This window comes from Demequina aestuarii, assembly GCF_000975095.1.
GTDB classification, from domain to species: Bacteria; Actinomycetota; Actinomycetes; order Actinomycetales; family Demequinaceae; genus Demequina; species Demequina aestuarii.
In genome coordinates this window covers 94,009-107,652 of the sequence record NZ_BBRD01000002.1, presented here as the reverse complement: position 1 = coordinate 107,652, position 13,644 = coordinate 94,009, and the positions used below count along the sequence as shown (strand labels likewise).

10 protein-coding genes are annotated in these 13,644 nt (G+C 69.0%); 5 read left to right on the top strand and 5 right to left on the bottom strand.

The genetic code is table 11. The features are described 5' to 3' along the window. Positions 1 to 152: 152 nt before the first annotated feature. The gene (locus tag AOP72_RS12070) at positions 153 to 377 is read left to right on the top strand and encodes a heavy-metal-associated domain-containing protein (RefSeq protein WP_062137491.1); all 225 of its coding nucleotides are present in this window, start codon (positions 153 to 155) and stop codon (positions 375 to 377) included. Beyond that, complete coding sequence (locus AOP72_RS12065; protein WP_274519739.1) at positions 374 to 2,845, top strand: heavy metal translocating P-type ATPase; 2,472 nt, start codon at positions 374 to 376, stop codon at positions 2,843 to 2,845. Before AOP72_RS12070 ends, AOP72_RS12065 begins: the two co-directional genes overlap by 4 nt. A gap of 27 nt (positions 2,846 to 2,872) precedes the next feature. Here the strand turns inward: AOP72_RS12065 and AOP72_RS12060 are convergent, their stop codons facing one another. Next, complete coding sequence (locus AOP72_RS12060) at positions 2,873 to 3,682, bottom strand: ATP-binding cassette domain-containing protein (protein WP_238581695.1); 810 nt, start codon at positions 3,680 to 3,682, stop codon at positions 2,873 to 2,875. Further along, positions 3,679 to 4,854, bottom strand: a complete 1,176-nt coding sequence (locus AOP72_RS12055) for an ROK family transcriptional regulator (protein ID WP_062137489.1) — start codon at positions 4,852 to 4,854, stop codon at positions 3,679 to 3,681. Before AOP72_RS12055 ends, AOP72_RS12060 begins: the two co-directional genes overlap by 4 nt. A gap of 292 nt (positions 4,855 to 5,146) precedes the next feature. On the opposite strand from AOP72_RS12055, the gene mmsA reads away from it, so the two are divergent. Genes mmsA through AOP72_RS12040 form a run of 3 tightly spaced genes read left to right on the top strand, consistent with a single transcriptional unit; the run spans position 5,147 to position 9,238 of the window. After that, on the top strand, positions 5,147 to 6,700 hold the full coding sequence (gene mmsA, locus AOP72_RS12050) for a multiple monosaccharide ABC transporter ATP-binding protein (RefSeq protein ID WP_062137486.1): 1,554 nt from the start codon (positions 5,147 to 5,149) through the stop codon (positions 6,698 to 6,700). A 43-nt stretch (positions 6,701 to 6,743) separates the two neighbouring features. Further along, positions 6,744 to 8,114, top strand: a complete 1,371-nt coding sequence (mmsB, locus tag AOP72_RS12045; protein WP_084631941.1) for a multiple monosaccharide ABC transporter permease — start codon at positions 6,744 to 6,746, stop codon at positions 8,112 to 8,114. Further along, complete coding sequence (locus AOP72_RS12040) at positions 8,111 to 9,238, top strand: substrate-binding domain-containing protein (RefSeq protein WP_062137482.1); 1,128 nt, start codon at positions 8,111 to 8,113, stop codon at positions 9,236 to 9,238. The genes mmsB and AOP72_RS12040 overlap by 4 nt, the downstream gene beginning before the upstream one ends. Positions 9,239 to 9,450: 212 nt before the next feature. On the opposite strand, the gene AOP72_RS12035 is transcribed toward AOP72_RS12040, so the two are convergent. From AOP72_RS12035 to AOP72_RS12025, 3 genes are all read right to left on the bottom strand, one after another. Next, entirely contained in the window at positions 9,451 to 11,607 is a 2,157-nt protein-coding gene (locus AOP72_RS12035; protein ID WP_084631940.1) for an alpha-galactosidase, read from the bottom strand. 124 nt (positions 11,608 to 11,731) lie between these two features. Continuing rightward, positions 11,732 to 12,904, bottom strand: a complete 1,173-nt coding sequence (locus AOP72_RS12030) for a PrsW family intramembrane metalloprotease (protein WP_062137479.1) — start codon at positions 12,902 to 12,904, stop codon at positions 11,732 to 11,734. Next, positions 12,901 to 13,638 (bottom strand): hypothetical protein, encoded by a 738-nt coding sequence (locus AOP72_RS12025; RefSeq protein WP_062137476.1) that lies wholly within the window; start codon positions 13,636 to 13,638, stop codon positions 12,901 to 12,903. Before AOP72_RS12025 ends, AOP72_RS12030 begins: the two co-directional genes overlap by 4 nt. Positions 13,639 to 13,644 lie beyond the last annotated feature (6 nt).

Below are 13,644 nucleotides of genomic sequence, written 5' to 3'. Positions count from 1 at the left end.
GCCGTCGGATGCTCAGCGGCCCGCAGGCGACTGAGATGCTCCGAGTCCCGTGTCCACGGAGTCGGTGGGGATCGACTTGACCTTCCACTCAACTGGAAGGTTTACCGTGGTCTCAGTCGGGGCCATGAAGGGCCTCACGAGAGGAGACCGCCATGAGCGACATCATCGAACTCACCGTCACCGGGATGACGTGCAACGGCTGTGCAGGCAAGGTGCGAGGGGCGTTGGAGAGCACCGACGGCGTGGCCGGCGCCGAGGTCGACCACGCCACCGGAATCGTTCAGGTGCGCCCGGACGGCTCGGTGCCCGCCGACGACCTGGAGTTCGCCCTCGAGGAGGCCGTGGAGAGCACGGGCTACCGGGTGGCGTCGTCGTGACCACACCCGCGAACACCGCGTCTTCGAGCACCGGCGGGCAGGTCCCGCAGGTCGAGGCGATCAACCTCGCCGTGGACGGCATGACGTGCTCGAGCTGCGCCGCGTCGATCCAGGGCGGGCTCTCCACGCTGCCCGGTGTGGACGATGCGGTGGTGAACTACGCGACCCGCCGCGCCACCGTGCGCCCGGACGGCAGCGTGGACCTCGCCGAGCTCGAGCAGCAGATGCGGGGCTCGATCGAGGGACTGGGATACAAGGTCCTCACTCGCCCTCGCGCCGGCAAGCCAAGCACCGACACGATCGCGACCCAGCCCGGTGGCGCATCGGCCGCCGGGGCCGGCACGGATGCCCATGTGGATCACGACGACGAGATGGACGAGCACGCCGCTCACATGCAGGCGGACGCGTCGCGTATCGCCGACTACCGGCGCCGCTTCACCGTCGCGGCGATCCTGACGATCCCGCTGACCGCGATCTCCATGGTGATGCCGTGGCAGTTCCCGGGCTGGGAGTGGGTCGCGGCCGCGCTTGCGACGCCGGTGATCGGCTGGTCGGCATGGCCGTTCCACCGCAGCACCGTGATGTCCGCCCGTCACGGCACCACCAACATGGACACGCTGGTGACGATGGGCACGGTGGCCGCCTGGACGTGGTCCACCGTGGTGCTGATCGGGCACGCCTTCGGCGCGCTCAGCGACGGCCACGTCTACTACGAGACCGGCGCCGTCATCGTGACGCTGATCCTGCTGGGCAAGTGGCTCGAGACCCGCTCGACGGCCCGCGCCGGCGACGCGATCCGGGCCCTCAGTTCACGACAGAGCTCGACAGCGCGGCTCGAGGACGGCACCGTCATCGCCCGTGGCGACCTCGAGGTGGGCATGCGGTTCGTCGTGCGCCCCGGCGAGACCATCGCGACCGACGGCACCGTGGTCGAGGGCACGGCCGCGGTCGACGCGAGCCTGGTGACCGGCGAGTCGGTGCCGGTGCGGGTCGAGGCCGGCGCCGGCAAGGAGTCGCAGGTGATCGGCGGCACGATCGCCACCGACGGCGCGCTCACGGTCGAGGCCACCAAGGTGGGCTCCGAGACGATGCTCGCGCAGATCGCCCAGATGGTGGACGACGCGCAGTCCGGCCGTGCCCGCGTGCAGCGGCTCGCGGACCGCATCTCGCGGGTGTTCGTCCCCGTCGTGATCCTCATCGCGCTGGCCACGCTCGCGTCATGGTGGGTGCTCACCGGCGACGTCAACGGTGCCTTCACCGCCGCCGTCGCGGTGCTGATCATCAGCTGCCCGTGCGCGCTCGGTCTCGCGACCCCGTTGGGGATCATGGTCGGCACCGGTCGCGGCGCCCAGTTGGGCGTGCTGGTGCGCGGACCAGAGGCGCTCGAGGACACCCGAGACATCCAGGTGATCGTGCTCGACAAGACGGGCACCGTGACCGAGGGCGCGATGGCGCTCGTCTCGGCAAGCGCACCGCGGGTGCGCGCACTGCATGGGGCCGATGCGGAGGGGGCGCTGCTGGACGCGGTCGCCTCGGTCGAGGCTCGCTCCGAGCACCCGGTCGCGCAGGCGATCGCCGCTGCACGGCCAGGCCGGGCTCGCATCAAGGGCTTCCGCAACGTCCCCGGCCAGGGAGTCATCGCCACCGTGCAGCACGTGGGGCTGGCCGGCGAGGCTCCGACTCTTGGCACGACTGGCGCCGGGGCCGCGAACGCCGATGTGCTCGTGGGGTCGCGGCGCATGTTCGACGAGGTCCCCGAGGACCTCGAGACCCTGGCCTCCCACGCGGAGGCCGAGGGCCGCACGGCGATCTTCGCCGGACGGGTCCCCACGGCTCAGGCAGGGCTTGGCACGGGGACGCTGGCGACGCGCGCATCGGCCGTCGCCGAGGCCGTGATCGCGGTGAGCGACACCGTGAGACCGACGAGCGCGGAGGCCATCGCGGCCTTCCGTGAGCTCGGGCTCGACGTGGTGCTGCTCACCGGCGACAACGAGCGCGCAGCGCTCGCGGTCGCCACGCCGCTCGGCATCGACCGGGTGATCGCCGAGGTGCTGCCGGGCGACAAGGCCGACGTGGTGCGGGACCTGCAGGCTGGTGACGGCTCCGGTCGTCCCACTCGCGTGGCGATGGTGGGCGACGGCATCAACGACGCCCCTGCGCTCGCCCAGGCTGACCTGGGCATCGCGGTGGGCACCGGCACGGATGTGGCACGGGAGGCGTCTGACCTCACGATCGTGACGGGCGACCTGCGCGCGGCGGCCGATGCGATCGCCCTCTCCCGGCGGACGCTCGGCACGATTCGAGGCAACCTGTTCTGGGCGTTCGCGTACAACGTGGCGGCCATTCCGCTGGCGGCGCTGGGCATCCTCAACCCCATGATCGCTGCTGGCGCGATGGGGGCGTCGAGCCTCTTCGTGGTGGGCAACTCGCTGCGGCTGCGGACGTTCCAGGGCTACCGTGCGCGGTGAGCCGCTGGCCGCTCGCGGCCTCCGGCGTCAGCGCGGAATGCGGTGAGCGGACGGCGCTCCCGTGATGGCCGCAATGATGTCCTCGTAGCCGGTCTCGGTCGCGCTGAAGGAGCCATTGTTGCGCCCGTGCCGCAGCACCTCGATGCGGTCCGCGACCGAGCGCACGTCGGCGAGCGAGTGGCTGATGAGCACGACGCCCAGGCCCATGGAGCGCAGGCGGGAGATGTGGTTCAGCACCTCCGCAGTCTGAGTGACGGAGAGCGACGATGTGGGTTCGTCGAGCACGATGATCCGGGGCTGTCCCACGAGCGTGCGCGCGATGGCCACGCACTGACGTTGGCCAGCGGAGAGCTGGGCGAGCGGCGTGCGCGGCGACGCGATGCGCGAGTTCAACTGGCGCAGGTAGTCCCGGGCGAGCGACTCCATGCGCTGCTCGTCGAGGAGGCCATGGTCCAGCCGTCGCGTCGACGGCAGCTCCTGACCCAGGAAGATGTTCGCGGTGACGTCCAGGTTGTCGGCGAGCGCCAGGTCCTGGAACACCGTCGCGATGCCGTGAGTCCGCGCACTCTTGGTGGTGAGCGGCAGCACGTTCTCACCCGCGATCTCGACGCTGCCCCCGTCGGGCTGATACGAGCCTGAGATGACGCGCGCCAGCGTGGACTTGCCAGCAGCGTTGTCGCCGACGATCGCGACGACCTCATGCGCGTGCACGTCGAGGTCGACGTCGACGAGTGCCTGGACGGCGCCGAAGTTCTTCGACACATGACGCACTCGGAGCAGGGGTGCGGACGTCATGCCGGCCTCCGATCGGTCACGTGCGCTGTGGTCCGTGGTCATGATGCCACGCTCTCGATGTGCGCGAGGTCCGCCGCGAGAGCCAGGGCGCCGTACAACTCGGCGCGTTGGCCGAGCTCCGCCGCACGGACCTCCAACGTCTGCGACTGGGCCAGCGGGATGCGCCGCCGCACGGACTCGCGGATGGGCTCGAGGAACAGCTTCCCGGCGCGTGCCAGCTCTCCGCCCACGATGATGACCTCGGGGCTGAACGAGACGGCGGTGTTCGCCACGACGGAACCGATGGCCCCGCCTGCATCGATCACCACCTGCTGGCATCCGGGGTCTCCCGCCTCGGCGAGGTCGAGAACATCGGTGAGGGTGACGGTGCCGCGCGAATGGCGCAGCGAGTCCACGAGGGCTTGCGCCCCGCACACCGTGTTCAGGCACCCGCGGCTGCCGCATCGGCAGATATGCCCGTGAGGATCGACCAAGGTGTGACCGATCTCGCCGGCGATGCCGAGCACACCGCGGTGGAGCTCTCTGGACAGGACGATGCCGCTGCCGACTCCGTAGCTCGCGCGGACGTATAGCAGCGAGCCCATGCCGCGACCGGCGCCGAATCGCATCTCACCCAAGGCGCCGAGGTTGGCGTCGTTGTCGACGGCGACCGGGCGTCCGAGCCGCCGACCCAGCACCTCGCCGATCGGAACCCCCTCCCACCCGGGGAGGATTCCCGGGATGGCGACCGCTCCCGTCGCGGGGTTCACGGGAGCGGGCACGGCGATCGCGAGAGCGAGGGTCTCGGAGAGTGCGGAGCCGAGGCCGTCGACGAGCTCGCTGATCAGCATGGCCGCGCGGTCGAGGGTGGTGTCGTGCCGGTGGTCGACGGGGAGCGGCATCTCGCGCTGATCGAGGAACTCGAAGGCGCTGTCGGAGATGGCGACTCGGAGGGAACGCTCCCCCACGTGCAGGCCGATGAGCAGTCCGGCGCGATGCGCCAGCGTCACCAGCTGTGCACGGCGACCGCTGCGGATGGTGTGGCGGGTCTCGACGGTTCCGGCGGCCAGCAGGTCCTTGACGATGGTGGAGACGGTTGCGGGGGACAGCCCGGTCGCATGGGAGAGCTCGACCTGGGTGATGGAGCCGAACTGCCGCACTGCATCGAGGATGCGAACGCTGTTGGCTTCGCGCAGGGACGACTGGGAACCCGTGGATCCCTGAGTCGACGTCATTGCCCGATCCTAGCGAAGCACCGCTCGAATCCCTTGGATTTGAGTTTGGAACCTGAAGTAAAGAAACAACCAAAGAAGCGTTGACTTCGACCGACCGCAGGAGGGCGGACGGGGGCATCGCTGCCCACTTTGTGCGGGGAAGACGGACCAATCCGGCTCAACGGCCCGGTTCCAGTGTTCGACTCAGGTCACGAACAGGTAACTGTTGGCTTCGAAAGTTGACGCCAACGGCAGTCCGGTCGTAGCGTGCATAGCGCCGACACGGCCGTCGGTGAAGGACGAACACGGACCAATGGGGGTAAGCGTGAGCACCTCGCACGTCAAGCTTGAGATGCGGAACATCACCAAGGTGTTTCCCGGCGTCAAGGCGCTCGACGGCGTGGACCTGACGGTCCGTGCCGGCGAGATTCACGCGATCTGCGGCGAGAACGGCGCAGGCAAGTCCACGCTCGTGAAGGTGCTCTCTGGCGTGTACCCGCACGGCACCTACGAGGGCGACATCGTCCTCGACGGAGAGGTTCAGACCTTCAAGAGCCTCAAGGCCTCCGAGCACGCCGGGATCGTGATCATCCACCAGGAGCTCGCGCTGATCCCCGAGCTCTCGGTGACCGAGAACATCTTCCTGGGCAACGAGATCGTGTCCCACGGCCTGATCGACTGGGACGAGGCCCGCGGCCGCACCACGGAGCTGCTCGCTCGCGTGGGCCTCGAGGTCGACCCCCGCACTCAGATCAAGAACCTGGGCGTCGGCCAGCAGCAGCTCGTCGAGATCGCGAAGGCGCTGTCCAAGAACGTGAAGCTGCTGATCCTCGACGAGCCCACGTCGGCGCTCAACGAGAGCGACTCCGAGAACCTCCTCGACCTGCTGCGCGGACTCCGTGAGCGCGGCCTGACGTCGATCATCATCAGCCACAAGCTCAACGAGATCGAAGAGATCGCGGATGCGGTCACCATCATTCGCGACGGCTTGGCCATCGAGCGCCTGGACGTGGCCGATGCTCCGCTCGACGAAGACCGGATCATCAAGGGCATGGTGGGGCGCTCGCTCGAAGCGCGCTACCCCGAGCACACCCCCGACATCGGCGAGGTGTTCTTCGAGGTCAGGAACTGGACCGTCGAGGACCCGACCATCCCCGGACGACTGATGTCCAAGAGCTCCTCGTTCCAGGTGAGGCGCGGCGAGATCGTCGGATTCGCGGGTGTGATGGGCGCAGGCCGTACGGAACTCGCACGGTCCGTGTTCGGCCGCTCGTTCGGGATCTATCGCGCCGGCACGATCACCCTCGACGGCGAAGAGATCACGCTGCCCACGGTCAAGTCCGCCATCGCCAGGGGCTTGGCGTATGTGCCCGAAGACCGGAAGACCTTGGGACTGAACCTCCTCGACTCGATCCGCGACACGATCGTCTCCGCCGACCTGAGCCGCATCACCCCGGGCCTGCTGCTCGACGAGTCCCTCGAGTACAAGGCCGCCGAGCACTACCGCAAGTCTCTACGGATCAAGACTCCCGACGTGAACCGCGGCGTCTCGACGCTGTCGGGCGGCAACCAGCAGAAGGTCGTCCTGGGCAAGTGGATGTTCACCGAGCCGGAACTGCTCATCCTTGATGAGCCGACCCGCGGCATCGACGTCGGCGCCAAGTACGAGATCTACACACTGATCAACAAGCTCGCCGACGCCGGTCGCGGCGTGGTGCTGATCTCCTCGGAGCTCCCGGAGCTGCTCGGCATGTGCGATCGCATCTACACGGTCTGCGAGGGCCGCATCACTGGCGAGGTCGCGCGAGGCGAGGCCGACCAGGAGCAGCTCATGCGTCTGATGACCACCACCAGTTCCGCCGCCTGACGACTGCGGCGACCCGGATACACGACAGAAAGAAGCAGAGACGATGAAGTCAATTCGGAGCCTGTTCGGGGGTGACCCACGGCAGTTCTCGATGCTGGGCGCGCTCGTCATCCTCATCATGCTGTTCCAGGTCCTCACCGGCGGCAAAGTGCTCACGCCGAGCAACATGATGAACCTCATCAACGGCAACTCGTACGTGCTGATCCTCGCGATCGGCATGGTGATGGTCATCGTCGTGGGCCATATCGACCTGTCGGTCGGGTCCGTCGCCGCCGTCACCGGCATCATCGTGGCGCTCGCGCTGCGCGACTGGGGCATTCCGTGGTGGGCAGGCATCCTGCTGGGCCTCGCCGTCGGAGCGGTGATCGGCATGTGGCAGGGCTATTGGGTGGCCTATGTGGGGATTCCGGGCTTCATCACCACCCTCGCCGGCATGATGATCTTCCGGGGCCTCAACCAGTACATCGGCGACTCGAACTCGATCCCGGTGCCGGAAGAGCTCCAGTTCCTGGGCGGCGGCTACCTCTGGGAGTGGGGCCCGAACACTGGCTTCAACAACTCGACGCTCCTGCTCGGCATCATCGCAGGCGCCTTCGTGGTGTGGCGCGAGTGGCGCAAGCGCGTGCGGGCCGCCCGCGTGGGCTTCGAGCCCGACCCGCTGCCCATCGCCGCGATCCGCGCCGGTCTGCTGATCGCGCTCATCTCGTACGCCACCTACCTGTTCGGCACGGGCCGTGAAGGCACGTCGTTCCCGGTCCCTGGCGTGGTGCTCGTGATCCTGGTGATCATCTACCACGTCATCACGCAGCGCACGAAGTTCGGTCGCCACGTCTACGCGGTGGGTGGCAACCGCGCAGCGGCCGCGCTCTCCGGTGTCTCGACCAAGCGCACGTACTTCTTCGTCATGGCGAACATGTCCGTGCTGGCCGCGTTCGCGGGCATGATGTTCATCGGCCGTGCACGAGCCTCCGGGCCGTTCGACGGCACCCTGTGGGAACTCGACGCGATCGCCGCTGTCTTCATCGGCGGAGCGGCTGTGACCGGCGGCATCGGGACCGTGACCGGATCGATCATCGGCGGCCTCGTGATGGCCACCCTCAACAACGGGCTTCAGCTCATGGGTGCCGGCTCGGACGAGACCCAGATCATCAAGGGCCTCGTGCTGCTCGCTGCGGTCGCCTTCGACGTCTACAACAAGAAGCAGGGCCGGCCGTCGGTCATCGCTCTGCTGATGCGTCGGCGTCCCACGTTCCGTGACGACGACGCCGCCGCGGCGGCGACCCCGGACGGGGGCTCGTCCCAGGCCGGGCCGGTGGGCGCTCAGGAGGAGCTGGAGACAGCGACCTCGAGCACCCCGGCAACAGAGACTTCGCATCCAACGAGGAATGCGAACAACGAAAGGCAGGAACCATGAGAGTGAACATGAGGGGCGCTGCGGCGCTCGCAGCGTTCGGCGTCATCGCGCTCGCCGGCTGTTCGTCGGACCGCGGCGGCGAGACCGAGGCGGACCCCGCGTCGACGTCGACTGCCGGCGCAGCCGGAGGCGAGATCTGCATCGAAGAAGGCGCCGCCATCGGCGTCGCGCTTCCCCAGAAGACGTCGGAGAACTGGGTGCTCGCTGAGCAGCTGTTCAACGAGGGGCTGACCGAGGCCGGCTTCGAGCCCATCGTGCAGTTCGGCAACTCCGGAGTGACGGAGCAGCAGAACCAGATCGCTGCGATGATCGAGCAGGACGCTCAGGTCATCGTCGTCGGCGCCATCGACGGCTCCCAGCTCGGCACCCAGCTCGAGCGTGCCAAGGAGACGGGCGCATCGGTCATCGCATACGACCGCCTGGTCCTCAACACGGAGGCCGTCGACGCGTACATCGCGTTCGACAACTTCCGCGTGGGCGTGCTCCAGGGTGAGGCGCTCCTGCAGGGCCTCGCCGAGCGCAAGGGCGAGGGGCCCTACAACATCGAGCTGATCGCAGGCTCCTCCGACGACGCCAACTCGACGCCGTTCTTCGAGGGCGCCATGAGCGTGCTGCAGCCCAAGATCGATGACGGCACCCTGACGGTCGTCTCGGGCCAGACGTCGTTCGAGCAGGCGGCGACTGCCGGATGGCAGGCGCAGAACGCGCAGACTCGCATGGACACCATCATGTCCGGCTCGTACTCGGGCGACACCGAGCTGCACGGCATCCTGTCCCCCAACGACACTCTCGCTCGCGCGGCGCTGACGTCGGTGGACCAGGCCGGGAAGGATACCCCGGTCATCACTGGCCAGGACTCCGAGGTCGAGTCCGTCAAGTCCATCGTGGACGGCGAGCAGTACTCGACCATCTACAAGGACACGCGTGAGCTGGTGGCCCAGACCATCGCCTCCGTCGAGGAGCTCGCCGCATGTGGCGAGATCCCCGTCAACGACACCGAGCAGTACGACAACGGCGTGAAGGTGGTGCCCGCGTTCCTGCTCGACCCGAAGATCGTGACGCAGGAGAACGCTGCTGAGGTCTACGCAGACGATGCGACGCTCGGACCCCTGACCGAGGGCTGAGTCTCACCGCACGACGCACGGGCCCCGCGACCACCAGGTCGCGGGGCCCGTGTCATGCGCGGGCGACGTCTCCCGCGCTGCGAGCCCGCCGGGACGTTCCGCGAATCGAGCACGTCCGGTGCCCCGGAGTCCGCCAGCACGGTGACAGGCGCTCGTTCGCCGACTGATGACAGCCGTCGTTCACGTGTCGTGCGACGGTGCCGCAGATGGGGTCATGTCGTCCCGTCGGCATGGATCTCGATCACGAACGCCTGTCCGGGATCGAGCGAGGGGGGTCGTACGCCGACGTGTGCGAGAGCCGAACCGGTGAGCCGCACGGCTCCGTCGCGCAGCCATGGCGGCGGCTTCAGGTCCGGGTAGCGGGGCGACCGCAGCTCCTCGACGGGGCGCACGGCGTACGTTCGGTGAGGCTCGAGTCCGGGGACACGCAGCATCGCGGGCAAGGAACGGCCATCGGACGCGACGCGCACCAGCCGGACCACCGCGCTGCGACGGTCATGGCTGGTCACGGTGGTGAGGCGGAGGCCCGGCTCCGCGGTCGGTGGGTGCGCGACGGTGCCGCTGTGGAGCAGGGGCCGCAGTCGCACGTGTGCGGAGATCCCGGCACGAAGCTCGTCGAGTTCCTCATCGGAACACGTGGTCAGGTCCCACTCGATCCCCATGGCGCCAGTGAGTGCCGTGGCGATCCGCAGACTCAGGGCGCTGTGCCGCTGAGTGGTGTGCGCCACGTCGGGGCCCACGTGCGCTCCGATCATCTCCGGCGGCACCAGCAGCTCGGTCCAGCGCTGGATCTCGAGACGCTCAAGGGGATCGTTCGTGTCAGAGGGCCAGATGCGGTCGGTCCGAGACAGGATCCCGAGGTCGACCCGCGCCCCGCCAGAGGCGCAGGACTCGATCTCAAGCGTGGGGAAGCGTGCTCTCAAGGCATCGATCAACCCATACGCCGCGACCGTCTGTGCGACCGTGCCGTGGCGACCAGCGTGCACCGACACGAGCAGGTCGCGGTTGTGGTCCCACTTGATGTAGTCGAGCGAGTACTCCTCGACAAGCGCAGTGATCGAGTCGAGCAGGTATTGCGACACGTCGGAGTTGGCGAGGTCGAGCGCGTGCTGTCCCCTCCAGGTGCGCTCGGACTCCCCTCGGTGGCCGAGAAGCCACTCCGGCCGGCTGCGCGCCAGGTCGGAGTCCGGGCTGACCATCTCGGGTTCGAACCAGAGCCCGAACTGCATTCCGAGCCCGCGCACATGGTCGACCAGAGGGTGGAGGCCATCGGGCCATACGTCGCCGTCGACGGTCCAGTCGCCCAGGCTCGAGGCATCGGATCGTCGTCCCCGGAACCACCCGTCGTCGAGCACGAAGCGCTCGACTCCGACGCTGGAGGCGACGTCCGCGAGCTTCGTGAGTCGCTGGGTGTCGTGCTGGAAGTAGACGGCTTCCCACGTGTTGAGGGTCACCGGCCGCGGGTGAGGTGCCCGCGACCGAGCCCGAACCGCACAGTGGAGTCGCGTCGCGAGCCCGTCCAGTCCCTCCGAGGACCACACGAAGGCGACCTCAGGCGAGGAATGAGACGCCCCCGGCGGCAGCGAGATCTCTCCTGGACGCAGCAGGGCTCCGGCGCCCAGCACCGGCGGTGATTCCGGGAGCGCGTCGACGCGGTAGACGGCATCGGCGCTCCATGCGGCATGCACGGCCCAGACCTCGCCGTGACTCGCGTCGAACCCTGAGCGCCCGAGCACCGTCACCATGGGGCTGTCGTGACCGGTGCGGCCCCTGCGCGTCTCGCGCACACGGGTGCCTTCGCGCAACGGCGCGCGTTGCGGCGCGCGTTCACGGGTCCAGCGCCCGGAGAAGTCGAGCACCTCGTCGACGCCGTCGGGCACCGGCAGCGCGGCCTCGAGTGCAGCGACGTCGAGGTCGTCATCGCCCAGATTCTCGATACGTGCCTGCCACCACACCACGCCCGCGAGGTCGATGCGAAGGCTGATCATGAGCGCCACGTCCGACGACTCTGCGCGCACGTCGATGCGGTGGGCATCGTGGTCGACATCGATACGCTCCCAGCGCGGCAGCACCGCGAGTCCGTGGCGATGGAGAGCGAAGCCCGGCCGCCCGGCCCAGCCGTCGGTGTCGGTGGGGGCGAGGGTGAGGGGCCACGGTTCATCGAGGGCGCTCGGGCCCACGCCGTGCGCCGATGCGGTCGCCAGGGCATCGTCGACGGCGCCATGCAGCGGGCCGCCCCAATGGAGGACCTCGGGCAGGGCGTGATCGTGGCAGGCGAGCACCAGGTCCACTCCGCCGTTGCTCAGGTGCACGAGAGAGGGGTGCGGGGGCTTGGGTGTGGCGTGGACTGGAGTGTCGGGTGTGGTCATGGATTCCCTTAACGGCGCTGTCGTCTGACGGGGGTCAGCGTCAACGGTGGGGCACTCTTTGTCAAGGCGCGCCACGACATCAGCGGGTGGCCGGAACCCGGGGGATGCGACGCGCGTTCTCCCGTCACCGTCGCGAGTCCGCCTCGGCCTGGCGCCGGTCAAGCGTGGCGGCGAGAATCCGTACATCCCGCGACAGCTCCACGGTGCGTGGCGACCCCCAGCCGTCCTCGTGGACCGCAGTGAGCAGGCTCAGCTGAGCACCTTGCAGGCGCTTGAGAGCGCGCGCCGTGATGAAGCCCCCTCGCCTCTTGGCCCATCGCCGCGCCCGGCGGCGGGCGCGCCGCGTCGCGAGCGTGGAGAAGTCCCCGGGGGACACCAGATTGTCCGGAACCACGTGCGCGGCGAGCCCCGCGAAGGTGCGGCGCTCCCGCAGGTGGGCCCACCTGAGCACCGCGAGGAACAGCAGGAAGACGGGCAGCCCCTTGACCACGGAGTTCACGAAGGGGTTGGTTCCCAGGACGGGTGCGTCGAAGAAGCCGTGGAGAGCGATCGACAGCGCGACGGTGCCGCACAGCACCGTGACGCGGCGATTCAGGTCTGCCGTGGCGTTGAAGAAGTGCCCCAGCCCCGCGCCGGCCACTGCGGCGAAGGTCGCATGGCTCCAGAGCCCGCCGATGATCCCGCGGAGCAGGAACATCGCCGTCACCGTGGTCGTGCCGGACTCGGCGCCGAACGCGGCGGTGTAGAGGAAGCCCTCTGACATCTGGAATCCCAGTCCCACCACGGCGCCGTAGAAGAGCCCGTCTGCGGCGGATCGCACGCGCGCCCCGGGGATCAGTGCGAGGGCGAGCACACCGAGCAGCTTGAGCGGCTCCTCCACCAGGGGTGCCGCGAACGACGGCACCCACGGGTTGTCGCTCCCGATAGCCGCCGCCACGAGGTCATGCATCGCCGGCGCGGCGATGACGCCCATGCCGGGAGCCGCGAGCGCTCCCCAGAGCAGGGCGCCGAAGACGGTCGCGGGGGAGCGGCGCTCGAACAGCTCGAGCCGATACAGCAGCACGAGGAACACGAGGCCGTACATCAGCCACAGGATCGCCGAGAGCACCCCGGTGGTGGGGCTGCCGCTCAGCCCGGAGACCACCAGTGGCGTCCAGCGCCAGATGCCGAAGATCGTGAGGGCGGCGCCCGCCCAGAACACCCACGACCGGACGTCGATGAACGACGCGGTGCGCGGCGACATGCGGGGCAGCGCTGAGAGCGTGACCGTCAGCGGCTGCGGCTCGGGCGGGTTCACGGCCCAGCCTCCGCCTCGCGGGTGGCGCCTTGCCCAGCGGAGAACTCGATCGAGTCGATCATGTCCTGCACCAGGGGCTGCGCCGACGTCCAGCTCTCGATCGTGGTCGACAGCACCGCCACCGTAGTGAGTCCGTCGCGGGACACGGCCCACACCTGGGTGGCACTCGTCTCGCTGCTCGCGGAGACCGTGGCGCCCTGATCGCCGAGGTCGGTCTCGAATGTCGTGGGCTCGCCGACGACCCACGACCCGGTGCCGTCCGCGTCGACCGAGGAGATCTCCGCCGCGACCACCTGTGTCACTGACCGCGAGTCCTCGTATGCCGGGACGATCACCAGCCGCGAGCTGCCGCTGGCCAGCACCGTGGCCCGTCCGTCCTGGGATTCGACGCTCCAGTCGTTCGCTACGGTGAGCTCGAAGGCGTTGCCCACCTGGATCACGTCACCCGTGGCCTGGGAGGCATTGAGCTGCAGCTTGGCTGCGAGCGGCACGATGCCGATGAACACGGCGGCGACGGCCAGCACCAGCAGTGCACCCGGCACCGAGCTGCGGCCGATGAGCCGGATGGACAGGGGCAGGCGCCTGCGCAGCACCTCGAGCGTCTCCGTGGTGGGTGCCACGGGCTGCCAGGTGGGCGCGCCGCCCCTCGCCCCGAGGGCTCGTTCACGACGCTCTCGGCGACCGCCGTCGCCGCTCGCCCCCGCATCGGCCGCGGGCCGCGCTCCGGTGCTCATGGCGTG